The organism is Amycolatopsis sp. MJM2582 (assembly GCF_000754115.1).
Taxonomy (GTDB): domain Bacteria; phylum Actinomycetota; class Actinomycetes; order Mycobacteriales; family Pseudonocardiaceae; genus Amycolatopsis; species Amycolatopsis japonica.
This window is the reverse complement of record NZ_JPLW01000002.1, coordinates 868,467-890,761: the sequence shown is the minus strand read 5'-3', so window position 1 is coordinate 890,761 and position 22,295 is coordinate 868,467. Positions and strand designations below refer to the sequence as shown.

Genomic DNA, 22,295 nt, shown 5'->3' with positions numbered 1-22,295 from the left:
TGCCGAAACTTGAAGCATGACAACAGGAAACGAGCACAGACCCGTCCTGATCGTCGGAGCGGGCGCGGCCGGACTCGCGCTCGGCAACTTCCTCCTGCGCGAGAGGATCCCTTGTGTCGTCTTCGAACGGCGCGGCCGCGAGTACGTCGAGCGACGGCAGCGCGCCGGGGTCATCGACACCCGTGCCACGCGCGTCTTCCGGAAACGAGGCCTCGAAGACCGCGTCGTCGGCGGGATTCCCATCAAGCCGACCCTCGGCTTCCGCGTCGACGGACAGCCGAGGCCTTTGACGCTGTCCGTCGAAGAACACAGGGAAGGCAGGCTCTGTCCTCAACAGGTCCTCGTCCGGAACCTCATCACCGCGTTCGAAGAAGACGGTGGCGACCTGCGGTTCGGCACCGAGGTTTCCGTGGAGGACATCGGCGAACGTCCGCGCGTCCGGCTCGGCGACGGGTCGATCGTCGAAATCGCCGGATGCGACGGCAACCACGGCGCGTCGCGGGCCGCCATCGCCGACGACAGGATCACCCGCCATAGCCACGAATACGGCTACGCGTGGCTGGTCGTCCTCGCCGACGTACCCGCCACCCACCAGACCGTGATGGCGATCCACCGGCGCGGATTCGCCGCCCAGTTCGCCCGGGGACCGCGCGCGAGCCGGTTCTACCTCCAATGCCCGCTCGAGGACACCACCGAAGACTGGCCGGACGAACGGATCTGGAGCGAGCTCGAAACGCGTTTCGGTGAACCGCTCGCCACAAGAGGCGCGATCGTGGAGAAACAATTACTGCCGCTGCGTGGCGAAGTGCTCAGCCCGATGAGCCACGGCAGGCTCCACCTGCTCGGCGACGCCGCGCACATCGTCCCGCCGATGAGCGCGAAGGGAATGAACCTCGCGCTGTACGACGCCGACGCCTTCGCCGACGCGCTGATCCGCTACTACAAAGAGGGTGACACGGGTCAGCTCGACGCCTACTCCGACGACCGGCTGCGTGAAGTGTGGAACTACCAGGCCTTCGCGACCTGGTTCACCGACACCGTCCACGACGCCGGCGATCCGTCCCACCGAGGGGAGTTCCGGCATCGGGTGGCGCGCGCCGACTTGGACCGCCTGTACAGCTCCGCGACGGCGAACCGGCTGCTGAGCGAATTCGTCGCAGGGTTGACCTGAGCGGCTATTTTCGGCTGAGCCGGACGATCCCTTCGTCGCCCTGCACCGCGACGACGACGATCACCTGCCGGTTGATCTGATGGGCCATCCCCGGCGGACCGGACACCGCGGCGCCCATCCCGCCCGAGGCCGGGGCGAGCCCCACCTTCCCGGCCTGGACCGCGACCGAGAGCGGTCCGGCGCCGCCGTCGTTGGGGATCTGGTCGCCGGTCCGGACGAGCACCTCGCACTCACCGTCGGCGCAGGACCTCAGGTCCCGTCCGTCCGCCGCCACGAACGGCGCACCGGACGGGGCCGCCGCCCCCAGCATCGGCGCGCTCTCCACGGAAGGCGCCGAACTCGCCGCCGCGAAGATCGGCGTCGGCGCGGCCGTCGCACAACCGGCGGCGAACAGCGCCACGGGAACCAGGACCAGGCATCTTCGGCGATCGACCATGACCGAGGAACGTAGCCGACCCAAGAGCCCTTGCATGCACCCGAATTCCGCAATCCTGCGGCTGTTCGCAGTGCTCGGCGGCGGTCCGGCCGGGTGAATCGACCGGACCGCCGCAGCACGTGGTCATATGGGCACCGAGAGTCCCGACCGTGTTCGCCGCCTGATCACGCGAGATCCGTCTTCAATCACGCGAGATCGCCGTTCAATCACGCGAGATCGCCGATCGCGCACGGCGTCCTCCGCTCAGACCTCCGCGCGGGAGATGATCGCCCGCGCGTCCACTCCGGACGGAAGCGTCCCGAAGGCGACACCCCAGTCGCCGCCCAGCCGCGACGCGCAGAACGCGTCGGCCACCGCCGGCGTCCCGTGCCGCACCAGCAGCGAACCCTGCAGCACCAGCGCCATCGACTCGACCAGCCGCCGCGCCCGGTACTCGATGTCCGACAGATCGGACAGTTCCTTGCGCAGCCTGCCCACCGCGTCGTCCAGCCGGGCGTCGGCACCGGACGCCTGCTCGACCTCGGTGAAATACGCCGCCACCGACTCGGGTTGCTTCGCCATCGCCCGCAGCGCGTCCAGCGCCGCGACGTTGCCCGAACCCTCCCAGATCGACATCAGCGGAGCCTCGCGGTAGAGCCGCGGCATCCCCGATTCCTCGACGTACCCGTTCCCGCCCAGGCATTCCAGCGCCTCGACCGCGTGCGACGGACCGCGTTTGCACACCCAGTACTTCGTCACCGCCAGCCCCAGCCGCCGGAACGCCTGCTCCTGCTCGTCCTCCGGCCGGTCGGTGGCCGACGCCAGCCGCATCCCGACCGTGGTCGCCGCCTCGGACTCCACGACGAGATCCGCCAGCACGTTGCCCATCAGCGGCTGATCCACCAGATTCGCCCCGAACGCACGACGATGCCGCGCGTGGTGGATCGCCCGCACCGCGCCGTACCGCATCCCCGCGGCACTCCCGACCGCGCAGTCCAGCCGGGTGTTGTTCACCATCTCGATGATGGTGCGCACCCCGCGGCCTTCCTCGCCGATCAGCCAGCCGATCGCGTCGTCGTACTCGATCTCCGACGACGCGTTGGACCGGTTGCCCAGCTTGTCCTTCAGCCGCTGCAACCGGATCCCGTTGCGCGAGCCGTCCGGCAGGACACGGGGGAGCAGGAAACACGACAGCCCGCCCGGCGCCTGAGCCAGCGTCAGGAACATGTCCGACATCGGCGCCGAAGTGAACCACTTGTGCCCGACGATCACATAGCTGCCGTCACCCAGCGGCCGCGCCGTGGTCGTGTTCGCCCGGACGTCGGAACCGCCCTGCTTCTCCGTCATCGACATCCCGGCGATGAGGCCGCGCTTCGAACTCGGCTCACGCAACCCGAAGTCGTACTCCGTCGCCGCCAGCAACGGCTCGTACCGCGCGGAAAGCTCGGGATTGAACCGCAGCGCAGGCACCGCCGCGTACGTCATCGAAATCGGGCACGTGTGCCCCGCGTCGACCTGCCCCCACACGTACATCTTCGCCGCCCGCGCCGCGTGCGCGCCCGGACGGGGATCCCGCCACGGCGCCGCGTGCAGCCCGTAGGACACCGCGACGTCCATCAGCTCGTGCCAGTACGGGTGGAACTCGACCTCGTCGATCCGGTTCCCGACCCGGTCGTGCGTCCGCAGCACCGGCTCGTTCTCGTTGACCAGCCTGCCCCACTCCTGCGCCTGCTCACTCCCGGCGAGCCTGCCGAGAGCGTGCACCTCGGCCACCGCCCAGCCCGCGCCCGCCCGATCCAGCCCTTCCAGCAGGGCCGGATCGGCGGCGACGTCGTAGTCCGCCAGCGGCGGGACCTGATTGGTGACCTCATGAGTGACCGGCATCGGAACCTCCCAGGGAACGCAGGACGAAAGTGCGCAGCCCGGACACCTCGTCCGCACTGCCGGTGGTCAACGGGCCGATCAGCACCTCGGCGGCCGCGCCGACGAGCGCCGCCGCGGTGACGTCCGCGTCCTGGGCGGGCAGGGCCCCGGACCGGACACCGTCGGCCACGTGCTGGGCCACGACGTCACGGAACGCGCGCCGGAACACCAGCCGCTCGGCCTCGATCGGCGCGTCGACGGGCTCGGCCAGCAGCGCGTACGCCATCCGCGGCGTCTTCAACGCACGGCTCGCGAAGGTGTCGAAGACCGCCACAACCCGCTCCGCGGGCGTACCGGGCCGCTCCGACACCTCGCGCACGGCCTCGACCTCACGCGTGACGACCTTGCGGAACAGCTCCACGACCAGTGCAGCCTTGGTGGGGTAGTGGCGGTACACGCTGCCGACCGCCACCCCCGCCCGTTCCGCGACCGCCGACACCGAGCAGCCCGCATACCCGCGCTCGGCCAACTGCTCCATGGCTGCGGCGAGGACGGCGTCGCGCTGAGCGTCCAAACGCTCCTGGACCTTCGGTGTACGTCGATACGGCACCCAAGAAGTGAAGCACCGATTCACACCTTCAGTCAACGCACCTTGGCGAGCCCTTCGACGGCCTTGGCGATGCCCTTCTTGTCATAAGCGCTGGTCGGCATGGTCGCCGCATGCGCGTGACGAACCACCCCGTCCCGGTCGAACAGCACGCTGCCCGACTGCTGCAGCAGCTTCTTCCCCAGCCCGAAGGCCTCGTGCGGCGTCCCGCCCCGGCCGGTGACCACCCGGAACGGCACCCCGCGCTTGGCCCGCCACGCCTTGGCCTCCGCCCGCTCCTCAGGGACGGCGACCAGCACCCGCACATCGGCGGCGGCCAGCTCCTCCGCGCGCCCCACGAGATCCTTCACATGACCGTTGCACACCGGGCACGAGGTCGACCGCATGAAATAGATCAGCACGTTCCCCGCGCCACGGAACTCCGAAAGCCGCACGACCTGCCCGGACGTGTCCTCCAGAACGACATCAGGGACCGTGGAACCGATTTCCAGCATTGAAGAACTCCTCAACAGAAGATCAGGAAGCAGGGTTGTCGAGAGAGGCACGAACCGCCGCCCGCGCGCGATGCAGCCGGGACTTCATCGCAGCCGGGCTCAGCCCGAGCGCGTCGGCCACCACGCGGCCCGAATGACCCTGGATGTCACGCATGATCAAGACGCGACGCTGATCGGACGGCAACCCGGCGATCGCCGCGGCCACCCGCTGCGCCTCCAGCCGATCCAAGGCGTCCTCTTCGGCCGACACCATCACCACGGAATCCGCCAGATCGTCACCACGCCACGCCCGGCGCGCCCGCCGGAGACATTCGTTGCGCACGATCCGGAACATCCACGACGCCAGCGCACCGGTGGCCCGCAACGAGCCGATCTTCCGGTACAGGATGATCAGCGCCTCCTGCGCCGAATCCTCCGCGTCCTCCGGCGAAGCGCACAGCGACCGCGCGAACCGCTGCACATGCGGATGAGAACCCGAGACCAAAGCGGCGATGGCGGACGCGTCCCCGCCCTGCGCCGCCACGATCAGCGAATCCCGCGGCCAATCGGCCTCCACGACGAACCTCCTCCCGCGCCGAGCTTGTCCCGGCCCTTACAAGAGCCGCGAACCCCACGAAAGGATTCAGCCCCGCTCACGTGACCCCGCTCACCCCAGCCGGCGCACCACGAAACCCACGTCACCCGATGGCATGATCGCCGCTATGACATGGACCGCCCCCGAGGTCACCCGCCCGTCCGGCGACACCGCCGCCGACGAGCGGATCCTCCTGCCCTCACTGCTGACCTGGCACCGCAGCACCTTCCTCCACAAACTCGCCGGCCTCACCGGGGAACAGCTCGCCACGGCGTCGGTCCCGCCCTCCAACCTCACCCTCCTCGGCCTCGTCCGGCACCTCGCCAAGGTCGAACGCTTCTGGTTCCGCCTGCGCTACGCCGCACAGGACATCGAACCCCTCTACGACCCCGCCCTCGGCAAGGACCACGACTTCGAAGTCCTCGACGCCACCAAAGCCGAAGAGGCCTACGACATCCTCCTCGAAGAGATCCGGCTCGCCGACGAGGCGGCCGCCGGAGGATCGCTCGACGACACCTTCGACCTCGGCGGAAACCCGTTCTCACTCCGCATGCTCTACGTCCACATGATCGGCGAATACGCCCGCCACAACGGCCACGCCGACCTCATCCGCGAACGCGTCGACGGCCACACGGGAGCCTGACCATGGACTACGGATTCATCGGCGCGGGGGAGATCACCGCCGCCATCGTCGAAGGCCTCAGCAAGGACATCACCGACCCGCCCCGGATCTTCCTCTCACCCCGCAGCCGCAGCGTCGGGCAAGAACTCTCCGCCCGCTTCGCCAACGTCGAAGTCCGCGACAGCAACCAAGCCGTCGTCGACAGCGCCACGACGATCATCCTCGCCGTCCGCCCGCCCATCGCCGAAGAAGTCCTCCGCGACCTCACCTTCCGCCCCGAGCACGTCCTCATCAGCGCCCTCGCCGGCGTCCCCCTCGACCGGCTGCGCGACTGGGCCGCCCCCGCCCGCGAAGTCGTCCGGAGCATCCCGCTGCCACCCGCCGCACGCCGCCAGAGCCTCACCGCGATGTACCCCGACAACCCCGAAGCCCGAGCCCTCTTCGACAGCATCGGCGGCAGCGTCGTCCCCGCCGCCGAGAAGGACCTCGACATCTTCAGCGGCGCCACCGCCACCTTCGCCGCCCACCTCGACTACCTCGGCACCATCGCCGCCTGGATGACCGACCAGGGCATCGACGACACCACGGCGACCGCCTTCACCAGCCACATCTTCGGCCAGCTCGGCCAGTCTCTCGCCGAACAGAACGGCTCCCTCGAAACCCTCACCGGCAAGCACATGACCCCCGGCGGGCTCAACGAACAATTCCTCACCGACCTGCGCACCAACGGCGTCCCCGACACCGTCCGCGAGGCCCTCGACGCAATCCTCACCAGACTGCGGGACAAGTGACCATCATCGACAAGCTGCGGGCGGCCGGGTGCGTCTTCGCCGAAGACGAAGCCCGGCTCCTCACCGCCGAAGCCCGCACCCCGGCCGAACTCGACACCATGGTCCAACGCCGCGTCGACGGCGAACCGCTCGAAGTCATCCTCGGCTGGGCTGAATTCCACGGACTCCGCATCGCCGTCGAACCCGGCGTCTTCGTGCCGCGGCAACGCTCCGAACTCCTCGTCCGCCACGCCGTCACCCTCGCCGGACAGGGAGCGGTGGTCCTCGACCTCTGCTGCGGAACCGGTGCACTCGGCGCCGCCATCGCCGCCGAACTCGGCGACATCCGGCTCTACGCGGCCGACATCGAACCCGCCGCCGTCCGCTGCGCCCGCGAGAACGTCGCCCAAGCCGGGGGAGAGGTGTTCGAAGGCGACCTGTACGCACCACTTCCCACGTCGCTACGAGGCCGCGTCGACATCCTGGTCGTCAACGCCCCGTACGTCCCCACCGACTCCATCGCGATGATGCCGCCCGAGGCACGAGACCACGAACCCCGCGTCGCACTCGACGGTGGACACGACGGCGTCGACGTCCACCGCCGCGTCGCAGCCGAAGCCCTCCACTGGCTCGCACCAGGCGGGCACCTGCTCATCGAAACCGGCGAAAGCCAAGCCGCGAGCACCGCGGAAGCCATGGCGCACAACGGTTTGACCCCCGAAGTGATCACCGACGAAGACCTGTACGCGACGATTGTTGTCGGTGGCCGGGGCTAGGGTCGCCGCCGTGACCGACTACCTCCAAATCACCCGCACCGCCTACGACACGGTCGCGGCCGACTACGCCGAACTCCTCCGCGACCACCTCGCCGGATCCACCTGGGACCGCGCCGTCCTCGGCGCGTACACCGAGCTCGTCCAGGCCGCCGGCGGCGGCCGCGTCGCCGAAATCGGCTGCGGAACCGGCCGTATCACCGAGTACCTCCACCAGCTCGGGCTCGACATCCACGGCATCGACCTCTCGCCGGGAATGCTCGCCGTCGCCCGGAAGTGGTACCCACATCTGGACTTCCAGCTCGGGGAGATGCCCGGACTGTCCCTTGAGGACGGTTCACTCGCCGGCGCCGTCGCCTGGTACTCCATCATCCACACACCGCGGGAGCGGCTGCCGGAGATTTTCGCCGACTTCCACCGAATCCTCGCCCCGGGCGGCCACCTGCTGCTCGCCTTTCAGGTCGGCGACGAAGTACGCCACATCGAGCACGCGTACGGCCACGACATCTCCTGCGACGCGTACCGGCTGGTGCCCGAGAAGATCGCCGAACAGCTGGGGGAGGCCGGTTTCAGCCTGCTCTCCACCCTCGTCCGTGAGCCGTCCGAGGAATTCGAGAGCACCCGACAGGCCTACCTGATCGCCCGCAAGCAGTAGCTCAAGGACGCCGCGCCTCGACGACCCAGGCCGCCGAACCGTAGAAAACGCCCCGGTCGGCCTGGTGCTCGGCGAGATCCGCACGCAGCGCCTGGATGGCACCCTCCCGCGCGGTGTCATCCAGGTCGCTCAACCTGCCACCGTGCTGCTCGACGATGAACTCGGCCGCGTCGTCGACGTCCTCACCGAAGTACATCGGCTTGTTCACCGCGGTGCACTCGACGTCGACGTACCCGGCGGAGGTCATCAACTCCTCGATCTCCCGGGGATCGCTGAGCGCCAGATCCCCGGACGGCACCTCACGACCTGCCGCGAAGATCGTCCGGAAAGTGGTGATCCATTCGTTGAGCCGCAACGGCTGCCACGTCAGCAGAACCAGACGGCCACCCGGCCGGGTCGCCCTGGCCAGATTCGCGAACGCGGCCAGGGGAGTACCGAAGAACATCGAGCCGTGCCTGCTGATCACCACGTCGAACCGCGCGTCGGCGAACGGATGGACCTGCGCGTCCGCCTGTTCGAATGACACGTTGGAAACACGCTCCTCCTCGGCGAGCCGACGAGCGACGCCGAGCATCTCACCGGAGAGATCGACACCCAGCGCCGAACCCTCGGCGGCCAGCCGGGCCGCGTCCCGCGTCGTCTGACCGGCACCACAGCCGACGTCGAGAACCCGGTCCGTGACCTGGACATCGGCCGCGGCGAAGAAGAGATCCCGGTACGCGGCGACACCGTCGTTGAACCGCTGCGCACGCTTCGCCCAGAACGCCCCGTCGTCACCATCCCACGCCTTCAGCATCCGTTCGTTGGACGGATCGACACGCACAGCGGTGCTCTCGGACATTTCGGCAACCCCCAGATTCGGTATCCGGAGACGACCCTAGCGCGCCTCGTCAGCGGAACGCCGCCACATTCCTGGCAGCCCCGGCGACGGACAGCTTCTCGAAGTATTCGCGACGTTCGCCGTCGCCGCCGAGGTAGACCGCGACGTTGTTGCCAGGGGAGTGGGGCACGTCCTCGACCTGGCCATCGACATCGCAGGCCATCAGCGTGTGCCCGGTGGCGGTGTCGAGCTGAGCGTGCATGACCTTGTCAGCGGCGGGAGAGTCGGGCACACCGAAATCCGCTCAGCCGACGCCCCAGTAGGCCAGCCAGGCATCCAGTGCCGGTGCAGGCGGGTTGAGCCGACGAGCCCGGCCGACGTTGCCCTCGTCTTCAGGGACAACCTCGGCCAGAATGAGAATTTCGGCGCGAGCTTCGCCGGCACCGAACAGACCTTCATCGGACAGCCTGCGCAGCGCCGTCTCCATCGCACGCAGTCGAAGGTCGAACTCGGCGTCGGAGGCTTCGTCATCGAGGTCGAAGACCGCCGGCCGGGCAGCGAACAGATCGCGGACCGGCTTCAGGTGTTCCTCACCCAAGATCGAAAACGGCGAATCGGCATAGGAGTAGCGGACCTCGTCGGCGTCGGCCCGCTGAGCCAGCGCCTCGTGCGACCACGCGGACAGCGCCGGACCGAACGCTTCGCCAGGCGTCGTCAGCGTGACGTAGTAGAAGGTGTGGCCGGGGTTGTCGCGGAACAGGTCTGTGACGGCCGCACGGGTGGCCGCGGTCAAGGCGTCAGCGAGATCGGTTTCGGTCGGAGTCATCGGGGCATCGAACCACAAGCCACGGGGAAGACACTCACGACGCTTACTTGACATAATGTACATTATCGGCACTTCGGCCGACCTGGATAACGGCGGTCGAGAGGAGCCCTGACGTGGGCTGAAAGCGTCCTTCACCGCATGTCACGCGGCGAAGGCGCCCTTCGCCCCACTCGGCGCGGGCATCCCTCCCTACACCTCTCCGTGCGGTGCCGGCGTCCCGAGACCCCGGGACGCCTCAGGGCACCCCCAGAGGACGGAGAGCCGATGTCCAATCACCCGGCCTCAATACGTCACTGTGACGAATTGATCGGGACGTCTCGACCGATGATGATCAACGGAGGCGCTCAGTCGCGGGCAGACCTCATCGAGCCGACCTGGCCAGCGACACCTGCAGGCTCCAGAGCGCCCCGGTAGCCCGATGTGTCATGAAAGGGACGTTCAGGACGAAAAACGTCAGGAACGGCCCTTTCATGACACATCGGAGAGCGACAGAAGGGCCGAGATCCCCCGCGAGGGATTTCCGGACCCATCACTCCGTTTCATGCATAATCACTATTATGCATGAAACGGAATATAACCCAGTGTAAGACTGTCGGTGCCATGCGGTACAAGATGTTCATGAGGGTTTCCGAGGCACAGCAAGCCTTTTTCGCCGCACGTCGTCCCCGTAAGGATTCTCCTCACACCACCGACGCCTACCGCCGCGACCTCGCCGGCATCACCGCTCTTCTCCTCCGCGAGCTGGACCGCTCCCCTGACGACCTCACGGTCGAGATGCTCACCGCCCAGGCGCTCCGCAACGCCTTCGGTGCCTTCGCGGACACACACGCGAAGAGTTCGGTGCTGCGTGCGTGGTCGACCTGGAACCAGTTCCTCACCTTCTGTGTGTCCGACGGGCTGCTCGCGGGCAATCCGATGGGCGCGGTCGCCCGGCCGAAGGCGCCTCCGTTGACGCCGAAACCGTTGCGGGGTGAGGAAACCCCGGAGCAGTTGCTCGCGGCCGCCGCCGACGGCGCGCGCCGGGCCCGGGATCCGTGGCCGGAGCGGGACGTCCTGGTGATCGCGCTCGGGCTGGTCGCCGGGCTGCGTGCCGCGGAGATGCGGGCCTTGACGGCGCGGTCGCTGGTCGGCCGTCAGGGCGAGATGCGGTTGCACGTCCACGGCAAGGGAAGCCGGGACCGGTCGATCCCGGTGCAGCCGATCATGGAGAAGATCATCGAGGAGTACCTCGCCTCCTGCCGCCGCCGGTTCCCGCAGCAGCGGTTCGGGCCTGCCACTCCCCTCCTCCGGGATCGGGCCGGCGAGCCGATCGGCCGCGGGGCGCTGGAGTACCTGGTCAAATCCTGCTACCGGTGGGCGGGCCTGCACGACCGGGTGCCGGTCGGGGCGAATCTCCACGCGTTGCGGCACACCTTCGCGACCCGGCTGGCGGAGGACGGCGCGACGGCGTCGGAGATCATGGCGCTGCTGGGGCACGCGAGCCTGGCGACCAGCCAGAACTACATCGAGGCGACCGGTCGTGAGCAGCGGGCGGCGGCCGCGAGCAACCGGACGTACCGGGCTCTCGACGGGATCGTGTAGGTCAGCGGAGTTGTTCGAGGTCCTTGGCTGCCTGGGCGATTTCGCCCGCCAGGTTCCGGAGTTCGGCGACGGAGGCGCCGTCGTCGGCCGCGGTGACGACGTCTTCCGCGGCGCAGCGGAGCTGGAAGAGCCGATCCTGGAGGGTGGCGATCTCGGTGTCGGAGAGGACGACGGCGTCTTCGGGGAGGCCGCTGCGCTGCAGGGCGGTTCGCCGTTCATAGGCCCGCTGGCGGCATGATTGCCCGCAGTAACGGCGGCGCCTGCCGACGTTGCCGCCCTGTTCGAGGCGCCGTCCGCACCATCCGCAGTGCTTGGGTGCCCCCGCGCGGCGTAGCTCGGACACCTCTTCGGCGGACGTCTTCGGGTGTTCGGCCACTTCCCTCACGGTTCAGACCCTAGCTGGCCACCCGACGATCATGCCGGGGCCACGACCGAAGTGCACACTAGTGGGGTGCCGACACTGTTTCCGTACCTCGCCGATCCGCTTCCGCGTGCCTTCGCCCATCGGGGCTGGCACCTCGGTGACCTGGAAGGACTGGAGAACTCGTTGCCGGCCTTCCAGCAGGCGGTGACGGAGGGTTACCGCTATCTCGAGACGGATGTGCACGCGACGTCGGATGGCGTGGTGGTCGTGCATCACGACGCGTCGTTGGATCGGACGACCGATGGCGCGGGGTTGATCTCGCGGCAGACCTGGGCGCAGCTGCGGACGATCAAAATCGGGGGCCGTGTGCCCCTGTCGCGGCTGGAGGACGTGCTCGAGGAGTTGCCGGAGGCGCGGTTCAACATCGACGTGAAGTCGAACGAGGCGGTGGAGCCGTTCGTCCGGGCGATCGAGCGGACCGGTGCGCATGACCGGGTCGCAGCGGCGTCGTTCTCCGACGCGCGGCTGGCCCGGATCCGGAAGTTGGCGGGGCCGAAGCTGGTGACGGCGATGGGTCCGCGTTCGGTGGCGGTGATGTGGGCGAACGGGTTCTTGCCGCTGTTTTCGTTGCGGGCGTTGTCGCGGGGTGCGATGGCGCAGGTGCCGGTGCGGCAGGGGCGGTTGAAGGTGGTGGACCGGGCGTTCCTGCGGCAGGCGACGCGTGGGGGTTTCGAGGTGCACACGTGGACGGTGGACGATCCGGCGGAGATGCGGTTGCTGCTTGATCTGGGGGTGCACGGGATCGTGACGGATCGGCCGGATCTGCTGCGTGAGGTGCTTCGGGAGCGGGGTTCCTGGCCTTCCTGATCCCGCGTTTAGTCCTCTGAATGCGCTCACACGCATTTAGAGGACTAAACGCGAGGGGTCAGCGGGGCGGTTTGCCGTTCCAGGCGGCGTCCCAGGTCTTGGGGCCGAGCCGTCCTGAGTCGTTGATGCCGTTGGCGCGCTGGAGGGCGAGGACGGCTTCGCGGGTTTTGTCGTAGTAGCAGCCGGTTCCGGTGAAGCCATAGCCGAAGGCGTTCATCCGCAGCTGGAACTGCTTGAGCGCGACGGCGCAGTCGCCGTAGGCGTAGACGACGCCGGGCCAGGCGGGTTTGGGGCCGCCGGGCGGTGCGGGCGGGGTGGGCTTCGGTTGGGTGCGGGCGGCGGGGCGGGCTGTCCTCCCCCGCCGATGTAGGCCGATTCGGCGTAGGACGGGACGCGTTTGCTGCGGCCGTCGCTGTCGTTGCGGAAGCCGAGTTTTCCGGCGCATTCCCAGGGTTGCCAGCCGCGCATGCGGTACAGGTAGAGGGCCCGGTAGTCCTGTTCGCGAGGGGTGGCCTGGTCGGGTCGTCCTTGGCCGCCGACGCTGCGCCAGGTGGGCAGGTCGAACTGGTAGGCGCCGTAGTAGCCGTTGCCGGTGTTGATGTTGTAGCGCCCGCTCGATTCACACATGCGGAGCTTGGACCAGTAGGTGCCGTGGGGATCCGCGGCGGCGGATCCGGTGGTGGCGATCTGCAGGCCCGTGACGGCGAGGGCGAGCAGGAGCGTTCTCGCCACTACGCGGTGTGCTGTGCGAAGGCGATGGGTCCTCATGAGCGGAACAGTAAATACCGGACACTTGCTTCACAAGAGTCACAGCTCGCTCACCAGCCTCACACGAAACACACGGGGATCGTGGCAGCGACACGCCGACGATGGTCGGGAAGGTGTCCGGCGAGGGTTCGTCTCGCGTCGAAACGAACACGGTCCGGACTCGTGCCGGACAGGTGGGTGTGATCACCAGTAGTCTCCCGCTGACCTCGACGTTCTCGACTTCAGGAGCTGTGCATGACGGTGGCCGTGACCCGTGAACGCAAGCGGGTGTGGCGGGCTTGGTACCTCTACGACTGGGCCAATTCGCCGTTCTATTCGTCGGTGATCACCGTCTTCGGAGCGCTCTATTTGAGCGAGATCGCGTCCGCGGACGCGAAGGCGAATTTCACCCTTAACGGGGACAGGGCGTGCACCGATTCGAGTGGAGCTTCGAGCACCCTGCAGAACTGCGACGTCTCGTTGTTCGGGCTGCAGTTCCCCGCGGGTTCGCTGTGGGGATATCTGCTGTCGATCGCGACGGTGACCCAGGTGCTGGTGCTGCCGATCGCCGGGGCGATCGCGGACCGCAGCAGGCACAAGCGGCGGATCCTCGGTGGGTTCGCGTTCCTGGGCGCGGTGGCCTCGGCGCTGATGTTCTTCATCGCGGGGACGAACTGGGAGGTCGGGGTCTGGACGTTCATCCTGGCGAACATCGGGTACGGCGGTGCGCTGGTCGTCTACTACTCGTTCCTGGTGGACATCGCGGAGCCGGACGAGCGGGACGCGGTGTCGTCGAAGGGTTGGGCGTTCGGGTATCTCGGCGGTGGCCTGGCGCTGGCGTTGCAGCTCGGGTTCTTCATGGGGCACGAGTTCTTCGGGGTGAGTGAAGGGCTGGCGATCCAGATCTGCTTCCTGACGTCGGGGATCTGGTGGGCGGTGTTCACGATTCCGGCGGTGCGGGCGCTCCCCCAGACTCATGTGCCGAAGTCGGGTGACCGGGGTCTGTCGGTGCTGACGGCCGGGTTCAAGGAGCTGGGGCGGACGATCAAGGACGCGAAGGCGTATCCCCTGACGCTGGCGTTCCTCGGCAGCTACCTGGTTTTCACCGACGGGATCACGACGGTGGTGGCGGTGTCGGCGCAGTACGGGAAGGACGAGCTGAAGTACAGCACCCAGGTGCTGATCGTCACGATCCTGGTGATCCAGTTCCTGGCCTACGCCGGCGCGATGATCCATGGTGCGATCGCGGCCCGGATCGGGGCGAAGAAGACGATCTTGGGCAGCCTGGTGGCCTGGGTGGTCGTGCTGTGCTTCGCGTTCTTCATCGAGGCCGGTCAGCCGCTGCAGTTCTACGCGGTGGCGGTCGGGATCGGGTTGGTGCTGGGTGGGACGAACGCGTTGTCGCGGTCGTTGTTCGGGCAGATGATCCCGGAGGGCAAGGACGCGCAGTACTTCTCGCTGTACGTGGTCGGTGAGCGGGGGACGTCGTGGCTCGGTCCTCTGTTGTTCGCCGCGGTCGGGCAGATCACCGGTTCGTTCCGGTACGCGATCATCGCGCTGGTGATCTTCTTCGTGCTCGGTTTCGTGTTCGTGTGGCTGGTCCCGGTGCGCCGGGCGATCGAGGCGGCGGGTAACCGACCACCGGCGGTGCTGTGACGGCGGAGGGTGCCGATAGGGTCGAGCGTCGTGACCGTACTGAAGGAGAGTGGCCCGGATCCCACGGACGCGTTGTCGTCGGTGCCGGTGGCGGGTTCACGGCGGGGTGTGCCGGTCGTCGGGAAGTTGAAGTTCTGCTACGGGCCGATGGACTGCGGGAAGTCGACGCTGGCGTTGCAGATCGACCACAACCATGCGCGGCAGGGTCGTCGCGGGATGGTGCTGGTGCGGCATGACCGGTCCGGGGAGCCGCAGATCACCAGCCGGATCGGGTTGACGCGCAAGGCGATCGAGGTGGGGAACGAGACCGACCTGCGGTTGCTGGTGCGTGAGCAGTGGGCGGCCGGTCGGCATGTGGACTACCTGATCGTCGACGAGGCCCAGTTCTTGTCGCCTGATCAGGTGGATCAGCTGGCTGAACTGGCCGATGACGTCCAGATCGACGTGTACTGCTTCGGGATCGCGACGGATTTCCGGAGCATGTTGTTCCCGGGTGCCGCGCGATTGTTCGAGCTGGCGGACGAGTTGCAGCCGGTCCAGGTCGAGGTGTTGTGCTGGTGCGGGCAGACGGGGCGGTTCAACGCGCGGGTTTCCGATGGCGAGGTGCTGCGGGCCGGGGACACCGTGGTGGTCGCGGATACCGAGCAGGCGCTAGTTGAAAGTTCATCGGCATCACGTTCCGAGGGCGAGCCGAACACGGTCCGTTATCAGGTATTGTGCCGTCGGCACTTTCGACTGGGCGACCTGGGGCCGACCTCGGCCCAACACGGTCAGTTACGGTTGACGTGACAGGCGTACTACTAGCCCATCTGGGGGATATCCGCACCAAGATGGCCGTATTGACGTCACGCCAGAGCGCGAAACCACTCCTACTAGGAGAAGCTGTTGCCACCGGGTGACACAGCTCATCGTGAGCAAGGACATGCTGCTCAGGGAATCTCCTGGGCCTCATCGTCGTTGCATAGGGTGAGCATCACCCTGGCTCCACCCGGAGCTGACTGAAAGGACCCCCATCATGGCCGACCGTGTTCTCCGTGGAAGCCGGCTGGGAGCGGTCAGCTACGAGACCGACCGCAACCACGACCTCGCGCCTCGGCGCACCGTGCGCTACGCCTGCCCCAAGAACCACGAGTTCGAGGTGCCCTTCTCCGACGACGCCGAGATCCCCTCGGTGTGGGAGTGCAGGCTGCACGGCAGCGAGTCCGAGATCGTGGACGGCGGGCAGCCGGAGCAGAAGAAGGTCAAGCCCCCGAGGACGCACTGGGACATGCTCCTGGAGCGCCGTTCGATCCCGGAGCTCGAAGATCTGCTCAACGAACGTCTCGCCGAGCTGAAGGGACGCAGGACCACCCGGTCCGCCTGACGCACGGCACAAGTAGCTAGCCCCACCACGAACCGGCGAAGCCCCCGCGACCTCCCTCCGCGGGGGCTTCGCCGTGTCTCGGGGGTGTCAGGAAAGGGCCGTTCAGGACAAAAAACGTCAGGAACGACCCTTTCCTGACATCCCGCGGCCGATCAGGCGGGGAGCAACCCGGCGCCGAGAGGCACCAAGGCCTCGCGAAGGCGCTGTAGGTGCTCAGGCGGCGATTCCAGCAGCGGGAGCCGGACCGTCGCGTGCGGGATGACGCCGAGTTCGGCCAGCGCGGCCTTCGCCATGATCGCTCCCTGTGAGGTGCGCATGAGGGCCTCCACCAGGGGAAGCAACCCGGTGTTGAGCGAGCGCGCGGTGTCGAGGTCTCCCCCGCGTACGGCTCGGATGAGCTCAGCGTTGCGGTCGGCGAAGGCGTTGCCCACGACGCTGACCAGGCCGGTGGCGCCGGCGGCGAGGTAGGGCAGGTTGAGCTCGTCGATGCCGCAGTAATACGTCAGCGGCGTGTTCGCCATGACGGTCATCGCTTCGAACAGGTCGCCTTTGGCGTCCTTCACAGCCCGGATCCTGGGATGGTGGGCGAGTTCGATCAGGGTGGCCGCTTCGAGGGCCGTGCCCGTGCGGGCCGGGACGTCGTAGAGCATGACGGGCAGGTCGGTGGCGTCGGCGACCGCTTGGCAGTGGACGACGATCCCGGCCTGGGTCGGCTTGGAGTAGTAGGGGCAGACGAGCAGGAGCGCGTCGGCGCCGGCCGCCTCGGCTTCCTTCGCGCGCCGGATGCAGGCGGTGGTGTCGTAGGTGCCGACTCCGGCGATCACGCGTGCCCGGTTCCCGGCGCGGTTCGCCACGGTGTGGACGAGCCGTGCTGCTTCGGCGTCGGTCAGGGTGGGTGACTCCCCGGTGGTTCCGCCGACGACGATGCCGTCGCAGCCGGTGGCGAGCAGGTGGTCGACCAGGCCGGTGAGGCCGGGTTCGCTGAGCGCACCGCCGGGTTCCATCGGGGTGACCATGGCGACGAGGTTGGTACCGAAGACTGTTCCGGTCATGCGGCCGATCCTGTCGGCGTCGATACCTGCGGTCCAGCGATGGTTTTTGGACGGTATTGCGTAGCCTGGCTTCATGATCGAGGTTGGAGCCCTGCGGGCGTTGCGGTCGGTGGCCGCGTTGGGGACGTTGGCGCGGGCGGCGGACGAGCTGGGCTTCACGGCGTCCGCGGTGTCGCAGCAGATCAAGCGGCTGGAACGCCAGATCGGGATGCCGGTGCTCGCCCCGGCCGGTCGCGGTGTCGTGCTGACTCCGGCAGGTCAGGCCGTCGTCGATTCCTCGCTGGAGGTGTTCCAGGCGCTCGAACGGTGCGCCGAGGCCGCTCAGTCGGTCGCGGAGGGCGCGCCGCGCGGGGTCCTGCGGGTGGCCGCGTTCTCGACCGGTATCCGCGGCCTGCTCGCCCCCGTCCATCCGCGGCTCCTGACGCGCTACCCCGACCTCCGCCTGCACATCACCGAGCAGGACCCCGACCAGGCACTGCATTCGGTCGAGGCCGGGACGGCCGACCTCGCGCTCCTGCATGACGCCGACGGTCTGCCGGTCCCACTCTCCCCCGCGTTGTCGCGGCGCCTGGTGCACACCGACCTCGGTGACGTCGTCATGGCCGAGACCCATCCCCTGGCGCGGTCCGAGCCGCCGTTGGACGGCGCGGATCTGGCCGGGCACGCGTGGGTGACCAGTCCGCCCGGCACGGTCTGCCACCAGTGGTTCCAGCGCGTGTTCGCCGGCCTTCCGGAGGAACCCGATGTGCGGCATCTGGTGGACGACTTCTCCACGCAGCTGTCGCTGGTCGCCTCGGGCGAGGTCGTCGCGTTGATCCCGCGGCTGGCGCGCCCGCCCTTGGCCGAGGGACTCGTCGCCCGGCCGCTGCGGCGCCCGCCGACGCGCGAGGTGCACGCCGCGTGGCGCCGCAGTGCCGAGTCGAGTCCCGCGATCCGGGCGGTGCTGACGGAGCTCGGGTCGGCTCGGTCAGCTGGGGTACATGCTGGTCACGTTGACGAACGTGCCGGTGATCCCCATGGCGTCGTCGGAGGCGAGGAACGCCAGGGTGGAGGCGATTTCGGCGAGGCGCGGTGAGCGTTTGGTCAGCCGGGCCTCGGCGAGTCCGCCGAGGACGTTCCGCACCATTTCGGGGGTCGCCGGCAGCTGGTTGTTCACCGCGGAGAGCTTCTCGGGCGTGAGGGTCTCCGGGATGCCCGCGACCCAGATGCCGAGCGCGCGGACGCCGTGCGGTCCGATCTCGACGGCGAGATTGCGGATGAAGGTGTCCAGCGCGGCGTCGATCGAACCGGTGGCGCCCATCATCGGGCTGCCGTGGGCGGATCCGCTGTCGAGGGCGAGGATGACGCCGGAGCCCTGGGCGACCATGTGCCGGGCGGCGGCCCGCGCGGTGATGAAGTTCGTCGTGATGCCGTCGGTGATCGGACGGACGTAGTCCTCGACCGACATCTCCACGAGCGGGATGCCCTGGATGTCGCCACGCGGGACGAGGTTGAGCGAGACGTCGAGGCTGCCCGCCTCGGCCACGACGGAAGCCGCGTGCGCGTCGACCGCGGTTTCGTCGAGGCCGTCGACGACGGCGACTTCGGCCCGTCCCCCGGTCTCCTTGATCTCGTCGGCGAGCTTCGTCAGTGCCGGTTCGTGGCGGCCGGTGAGGAAGACGCGGGCCCCGCGCGCGGCGAACTCCTTGGCGACGCCGTTGCCGATCGCCCCTCCGGCGCCGTAGATGATCGCGTTCTTGTTCTGGAGGCTCATGGGTTTCCTTCCGCATTTGTCGGTTACGACGGTTGAGACGCGGAGGGCACGGAGATCTCATCGGTCCTCAGGTCAGCGTCAAGGGCAGCCCGAACGCGGGGAACAGGTGCGGCTCGAAGGCGGTGATCTCGGCGACCTTCCCGTCTTCGATGCGCAGCACGTCGAGCACCTGTGCCCGGTAGACCCGGGTGCCCGGCCGCCGGACGTAGCCCGCTGCGGCGGGGAGCCCGTTGGCGACGGTCGGAAGGTGTTTCCACTCCCCGAAGTACGTCGGCGAAGCCGGATCGAGGGACTTGGCGACGAACCCGAGGAAGACGTCGCGGCCGGAGAACCACAGCGGATTCGGCGGCATCGTGACCAGCACGTCCTCCCTGAGCAGCTCGGCCATGACCCGGCTGTCGCCGTCGGCGGTGGCGGCCGCCATGTAGCGCTGCAGGATCGCCTGCTCCTCCTCGGTCGGCCGCACGGTCCGGGCCCAGTCGGTGCGACGTTCCGGCAGGCGTTCGCGCAGCGTGGGGCGTGCGCGCTGAAGGGCGCTGGTGACCGAAGCGACGCTGGTTTCCAGCAGGTCCGCGGTTTCGGCGGCCTTCCAGCCGAGGACGTCGTTGAGGATCACCACGGCCCGCTGTTTCGGCGGGAGGTGCTGGATCGCGGCCAGGAAGATGAGCTCCATCGTTTCCCTGGTCTCGGCGATCTCCGCGGTGTCGTCCGGGAACGGCTGCAACCAGGGCAGGAACTGCGGAGGTTCGCCCTGTTCGACGTCGGGCAACGGGTCGTAGGGACGAGGGACCCGTTTGTTGCGCCGCAGGAAGTCGAGGCAGGTGTTGGTGGCGATGCGGTAGAGCCAGGCGCGGAAGCTCGACCGGCCTTCGAACCCTTCACGACCACGCCACGCTCGCAGGAACGTCTCCTGGACCAGGTCCTCCGCATCGTCGTAGGACCCGACCATGCGGTAGCAGTGCACGCGCAACTCTCGCTGGTACTCCTCGATCCTCGCTGCGAAAGCGACTTCGTCGACGGTTTCCGTCACGGGCGCCGGTGTGACGTTTTCGTCCTTGGTCCGCAGCGCCAGCTTGGCGATGCGCCGCAGCCTGCCTACATCGGAGGTGAGGGAGGTGAGATCGGCGAGGAATTCCTCCGGCGGCTGAGGCGCGAGCCGGTTCGCGACGCGGCCGACCTCGGCGATCAGGGCCTGCACGTCGGGGGCGGGGTCGCGCCGTGACCGGTAGGCCCGCTGGCGGCACGCGGCGGAACAGTAGACGGCCGCACGCCCGCGCGAATCCGCCTTCGACGGCAGCGGGCCTCCGCACATCCCGCAGGCCTTCCCGGTCACGGCTCACCTTCCCCCGAAAACGTCACCTTCGATCGAGTGACGCATTATGCGGCTCGATACCCCGGGATGTCCTCGACTCGGTGGTAGACGTCGAGCCCGCGGGACAGGGCGATGGCGACGTCCTGGTCCGCGCCGGTGGATTCGCCGGGCAGCCGCAGGACGGCGTCGCAGTGGTGCAGCAGTCGGTCGGCCGTCGGGTACATGACCTCCTTGGCGACCGGATCGGCGACGGTCTTCCCGCCCGCCCCGCGCAGCACCGGCAGCGCGACCCACTCGCCGATCATCGGCACGTGCCCGCTGCGGAAGATCGGCCAGGCGGCCTCTTCGAGCCGGGCGAGGTTGCGGGCGAGCAGTTCGGGGTCGTCGCCGGTGCCGGAACGGAACGGTCCGGCGATGAGGATCATCAGAGGTTTGCTCATGCGACGGAGCATAATGTGCAACAATCGGCAGGAACAAGGAGGAACGTGCACATGCTGGCTGCGCAGCGCCGAGACCTGCTGATGGAACGACTCAAAACCGAAGGCCGGATCGTGGCCAAGGACCTCGCCGCCGAACTCGGCGTGTCAGAGGACAGTATTCGCCGTGACCTGCGAGAACTCGCCGACGCCGGGCTCTGTCAACGCGTCTACGGCGGAGCCTTACCGGTCTCCCCCGCCACCGCGGACTACGCGACGCGTATGGCGGTCAGCATCGCAGGCAAGGAACGGATCGCGAAACGTGCAGCAGCGTTGATCCGGCTCGGTTCGACGGTCATCCTCGACGGCGGGACGACCACGCTCGCACTGGCGAAGGCGCTTCCCGTCGACCTCGAAGCGAAGATCGTCACGCACAGTCCCACGGTCGCGGCCGCACTCGTCACGCATCCGAAGGTCGAGGTGTTCCTCATCGGCGGCCGGCTCTTCAAACACTCCGCCGTCACCTGCGGGGCGGCCGCGGCGGAGGCCGCGATGGGGATCAACGCCGACCTGTTCTTCCTCGGCGTCACCGGTGTGCACCCCGAAACCGGGCTCACCACCGGCGACTCCGACGAGGCCGCGATGAAACGCACGCTCGCGAAACGGGCGGCCGACACCTACGTGTTGGCCAGCTCCGAGAAGATCGGCGCGGCCTCGCCGTTCACCGTGCTCCCCCTGTCCGACGTCGCGGGCGTGATCACCGACGCGGCGCCGGACGAACCGACGGTGAAGGAACTGGGGAAACTCGGAGTGAGCGTGCTGGGCGTCAGCCCTTCTTCGCCAGCCCGCGAAGCTGCTGCCAGCGACGCTTGAGCCCCCACAGCCCGACCAGGATGATCGCCTCGCGCACGACCGAGCCGCTCATCTTCGACTGACCGACCTCGCGTTCGGTGAAGGTGATCGGCACCTCGACGACCTCGAACCCGGCGAGCGCCGTGCGGAACGCCAGGTCGATCTGGAAGCAGTAACCGCGCGAGGCGATCTCGTCGAGCGGGAGCTTCTCCAGCACCGTACGGCGATACGCGCGGAAACCGGCCGTGATGTCCTTGATCTTCGTACCGAGCGCGACCCGCGCGTAGAAGTTCGCCATCCACGACAGCGCCTTGCGCTGGAACGGCCAGTTCACCGTGCTGCCGCCGGGAACGTAGCGGGAGCCGATGGACAGATCCGCGTCCTCGAGCGCGGCCAGCACCCGGGGCAGATCCTCCGGCGCGTGCGAGCCGTCGGCGTCCATCTCGACGATGGTGGCGTAGTCGCGGGAGAGCCCCCAGCGGAATCCCGCGACGTACGCGGCACCGAGGCCGGCCTTCTCGGTCCGGTGCATGACGTGGATCCGCTCGTCGGCCTTCGCGAGCTCGTCGGCGACGTCACCGGTGCCGTCCGGGCTGCCGTCGTCGACGACGAGGGCGTGCACGTCCGGGAGTGCTTTGAGCAGACGTTCCAGGATCGGGCCGATGTTGTCCCGTTCGTTGTACGTCGGGACCACCACCAGCACCGGGTCGATTCCCTGGGCCCCCCGCGGCGCCTGCGCCAT

The 22,295-nt window shown here is 68.3% G+C and carries 26 protein-coding genes and 1 pseudogene; 12 read left to right on the top strand and 15 right to left on the bottom strand.

Features of this window, described 5'->3' with window-relative positions:
• Positions 1-16: 16 nt before the first annotated feature.
• Positions 17-1,171 (top strand): 4-hydroxybenzoate 3-monooxygenase, encoded by a 1,155-nt coding sequence (locus tag ED92_RS14360; protein WP_037337990.1) that lies wholly within the window; start codon positions 17-19, stop codon positions 1,169-1,171.
• Between the two features lie 4 nt (positions 1,172-1,175).
• Here ED92_RS14360 and ED92_RS14355 read toward each other — a convergent pair whose 3' ends face one another.
• The 5 genes from ED92_RS14355 to ED92_RS14335 form a co-directional block, all read right to left on the bottom strand.
• Positions 1,176-1,607 carry a hypothetical protein gene (locus tag ED92_RS14355; protein WP_052120558.1) on the bottom strand — a complete coding sequence of 144 codons (432 nt, stop codon included), beginning with the start codon at positions 1,605-1,607 and terminating at the stop codon, positions 1,176-1,178.
• Positions 1,608-1,850: 243 nt separating this feature from the next.
• Positions 1,851-3,470, bottom strand: a complete 1,620-nt coding sequence (locus ED92_RS14350) for an acyl-CoA dehydrogenase family protein (RefSeq protein ID WP_037337982.1) — start codon at positions 3,468-3,470, stop codon at positions 1,851-1,853.
• A complete protein-coding gene (locus tag ED92_RS14345; RefSeq protein ID WP_037337980.1) occupies positions 3,454-4,059 on the bottom strand; it encodes a TetR/AcrR family transcriptional regulator in 606 nt (201 codons plus the stop codon). The genes ED92_RS14350 and ED92_RS14345 overlap by 17 nt, the downstream gene beginning before the upstream one ends.
• Before the next feature lie 32 nt (positions 4,060-4,091).
• Positions 4,092-4,550, bottom strand: a complete 459-nt coding sequence (locus ED92_RS14340) for a peroxiredoxin (protein WP_037337978.1) — start codon at positions 4,548-4,550, stop codon at positions 4,092-4,094.
• 22 nt (positions 4,551-4,572) lie between these two features.
• Positions 4,573-5,106, bottom strand: a complete 534-nt coding sequence (locus ED92_RS14335; RefSeq protein WP_037337977.1) for an RNA polymerase sigma factor — start codon at positions 5,104-5,106, stop codon at positions 4,573-4,575.
• 145 nt (positions 5,107-5,251) lie between these two features.
• Here ED92_RS14335 and ED92_RS14330 point away from each other — a divergent pair, with 145 nt between their 5' ends.
• The 4 genes from ED92_RS14330 to ED92_RS14315 are packed head-to-tail and all read left to right on the top strand — an operon-like array spanning position 5,252 to position 7,944.
• Complete coding sequence (locus ED92_RS14330) at positions 5,252-5,767, top strand: DinB family protein (RefSeq protein ID WP_037337975.1); 516 nt, start codon at positions 5,252-5,254, stop codon at positions 5,765-5,767.
• A 2-nt stretch (positions 5,768-5,769) separates the two neighbouring features.
• Positions 5,770-6,537: an NAD(P)-binding domain-containing protein gene (locus ED92_RS14325; protein ID WP_037337973.1), complete on the top strand. Its 768-nt coding sequence runs from the start codon at positions 5,770-5,772 to the stop codon at positions 6,535-6,537.
• A complete protein-coding gene (locus tag ED92_RS14320) occupies positions 6,534-7,292 on the top strand; it encodes a putative protein N(5)-glutamine methyltransferase (RefSeq protein WP_037337971.1) in 759 nt (252 codons plus the stop codon). The genes ED92_RS14325 and ED92_RS14320 overlap by 4 nt, the downstream gene beginning before the upstream one ends.
• A gap of 10 nt (positions 7,293-7,302) precedes the next feature.
• On the top strand, positions 7,303-7,944 hold the full coding sequence (locus tag ED92_RS14315) for a class I SAM-dependent methyltransferase (protein WP_037339984.1): 642 nt from the start codon (positions 7,303-7,305) through the stop codon (positions 7,942-7,944).
• A gap of 1 nt (position 7,945) precedes the next feature.
• Here ED92_RS14315 and ED92_RS14310 read toward each other — a convergent pair whose 3' ends face one another.
• The 3 genes from ED92_RS14310 to ED92_RS14300 are packed head-to-tail and all read right to left on the bottom strand — an operon-like array spanning position 7,946 to position 9,590.
• Positions 7,946-8,785, bottom strand: coding sequence for a class I SAM-dependent methyltransferase (locus tag ED92_RS14310; RefSeq protein WP_037337969.1), 840 nt, complete (start codon positions 8,783-8,785; stop codon positions 7,946-7,948).
• Positions 8,786-8,834: 49 nt separating this feature from the next.
• On the bottom strand, positions 8,835-9,056 hold the full coding sequence (locus tag ED92_RS14305; protein WP_200882703.1) for a hypothetical protein: 222 nt from the start codon (positions 9,054-9,056) through the stop codon (positions 8,835-8,837).
• A gap of 12 nt (positions 9,057-9,068) precedes the next feature.
• On the bottom strand, positions 9,069-9,590 hold the full coding sequence (locus ED92_RS14300) for a DUF4303 domain-containing protein (RefSeq protein ID WP_037337966.1): 522 nt from the start codon (positions 9,588-9,590) through the stop codon (positions 9,069-9,071).
• A 600-nt stretch (positions 9,591-10,190) separates the two neighbouring features.
• Between ED92_RS14300 and ED92_RS14295 the strand changes: the two genes are divergently transcribed.
• A complete protein-coding gene (locus ED92_RS14295; RefSeq protein ID WP_037337963.1) occupies positions 10,191-11,171 on the top strand; it encodes a tyrosine-type recombinase/integrase in 981 nt (326 codons plus the stop codon).
• Between the two features lies 1 nt (position 11,172).
• On the opposite strand, the gene ED92_RS14290 is transcribed toward ED92_RS14295, so the two are convergent.
• Entirely contained in the window at positions 11,173-11,556 is a 384-nt protein-coding gene (locus ED92_RS14290; protein ID WP_037337960.1) for a hypothetical protein, read from the bottom strand.
• 66 nt (positions 11,557-11,622) lie between these two features.
• On the opposite strand from ED92_RS14290, the gene ED92_RS14285 reads away from it, so the two are divergent.
• Complete coding sequence (locus ED92_RS14285) at positions 11,623-12,402, top strand: glycerophosphodiester phosphodiesterase (protein WP_037337958.1); 780 nt, start codon at positions 11,623-11,625, stop codon at positions 12,400-12,402.
• 58 nt (positions 12,403-12,460) lie between these two features.
• On the opposite strand, the pseudogene ED92_RS14280 reads toward ED92_RS14285, so the two are convergent.
• Positions 12,461-13,134 (bottom strand): annotated as a pseudogene (locus ED92_RS14280) (transglycosylase family protein).
• A gap of 270 nt (positions 13,135-13,404) precedes the next feature.
• On the opposite strand from ED92_RS14280, the gene ED92_RS14275 reads away from it, so the two are divergent.
• The 3 genes from ED92_RS14275 to ED92_RS14265 all read left to right on the top strand — a co-directional run bounded on the left by ED92_RS14275 (position 13,405) and on the right by ED92_RS14265 (position 16,168).
• Positions 13,405-14,805 (top strand): MFS transporter, encoded by a 1,401-nt coding sequence (locus tag ED92_RS14275; RefSeq protein ID WP_037337956.1) that lies wholly within the window; start codon positions 13,405-13,407, stop codon positions 14,803-14,805.
• A 30-nt stretch (positions 14,806-14,835) separates the two neighbouring features.
• Complete coding sequence (locus ED92_RS14270; RefSeq protein WP_037337954.1) at positions 14,836-15,594, top strand: thymidine kinase; 759 nt, start codon at positions 14,836-14,838, stop codon at positions 15,592-15,594.
• Positions 15,595-15,820: 226 nt separating this feature from the next.
• Complete coding sequence (locus ED92_RS14265; protein ID WP_005151365.1) at positions 15,821-16,168, top strand: RNA polymerase-binding protein RbpA; 348 nt, start codon at positions 15,821-15,823, stop codon at positions 16,166-16,168.
• A 152-nt stretch (positions 16,169-16,320) separates the two neighbouring features.
• On the opposite strand, the gene dapA is transcribed toward ED92_RS14265, so the two are convergent.
• On the bottom strand, positions 16,321-17,220 hold the full coding sequence (gene dapA / locus ED92_RS14260; protein WP_037337953.1) for a 4-hydroxy-tetrahydrodipicolinate synthase: 900 nt from the start codon (positions 17,218-17,220) through the stop codon (positions 16,321-16,323).
• A gap of 73 nt (positions 17,221-17,293) precedes the next feature.
• On the opposite strand from dapA, the gene ED92_RS14255 reads away from it, so the two are divergent.
• Positions 17,294-18,295 carry a LysR family transcriptional regulator gene (locus tag ED92_RS14255; protein ID WP_037337946.1) on the top strand — a complete coding sequence of 334 codons (1,002 nt, stop codon included), beginning with the start codon at positions 17,294-17,296 and terminating at the stop codon, positions 18,293-18,295.
• Here the strand turns inward: ED92_RS14255 and ED92_RS14250 are convergent.
• The 3 genes from ED92_RS14250 to ED92_RS14240 all read right to left on the bottom strand — a co-directional run bounded on the left by ED92_RS14250 (position 18,188) and on the right by ED92_RS14240 (position 20,725).
• On the bottom strand, positions 18,188-18,973 hold the full coding sequence (locus tag ED92_RS14250; RefSeq protein ID WP_037337944.1) for an SDR family NAD(P)-dependent oxidoreductase: 786 nt from the start codon (positions 18,971-18,973) through the stop codon (positions 18,188-18,190). The two genes, ED92_RS14255 and ED92_RS14250, sit on opposite strands and share 108 nt — an antisense overlap.
• Positions 18,974-19,040: 67 nt before the next feature.
• Positions 19,041-20,306, bottom strand: coding sequence for a sigma-70 family RNA polymerase sigma factor (locus ED92_RS14245; protein WP_200882702.1), 1,266 nt, complete (start codon positions 20,304-20,306; stop codon positions 19,041-19,043).
• Positions 20,307-20,350: 44 nt separating this feature from the next.
• Positions 20,351-20,725: a DUF4406 domain-containing protein gene (locus ED92_RS14240; RefSeq protein ID WP_235213268.1), complete on the bottom strand. Its 375-nt coding sequence runs from the start codon at positions 20,723-20,725 to the stop codon at positions 20,351-20,353.
• Positions 20,726-20,776: 51 nt separating this feature from the next.
• Between ED92_RS14240 and ED92_RS14235 the strand changes: the two genes are divergently transcribed.
• Complete coding sequence (locus tag ED92_RS14235; protein ID WP_037337936.1) at positions 20,777-21,574, top strand: DeoR/GlpR family DNA-binding transcription regulator; 798 nt, start codon at positions 20,777-20,779, stop codon at positions 21,572-21,574.
• Here the strand turns inward: ED92_RS14235 and ED92_RS14230 are convergent.
• Entirely contained in the window at positions 21,528-22,295 is a 768-nt protein-coding gene (locus tag ED92_RS14230; RefSeq protein WP_037337932.1) for a polyprenol monophosphomannose synthase, read from the bottom strand. The two genes, ED92_RS14235 and ED92_RS14230, sit on opposite strands and share 47 nt — an antisense overlap.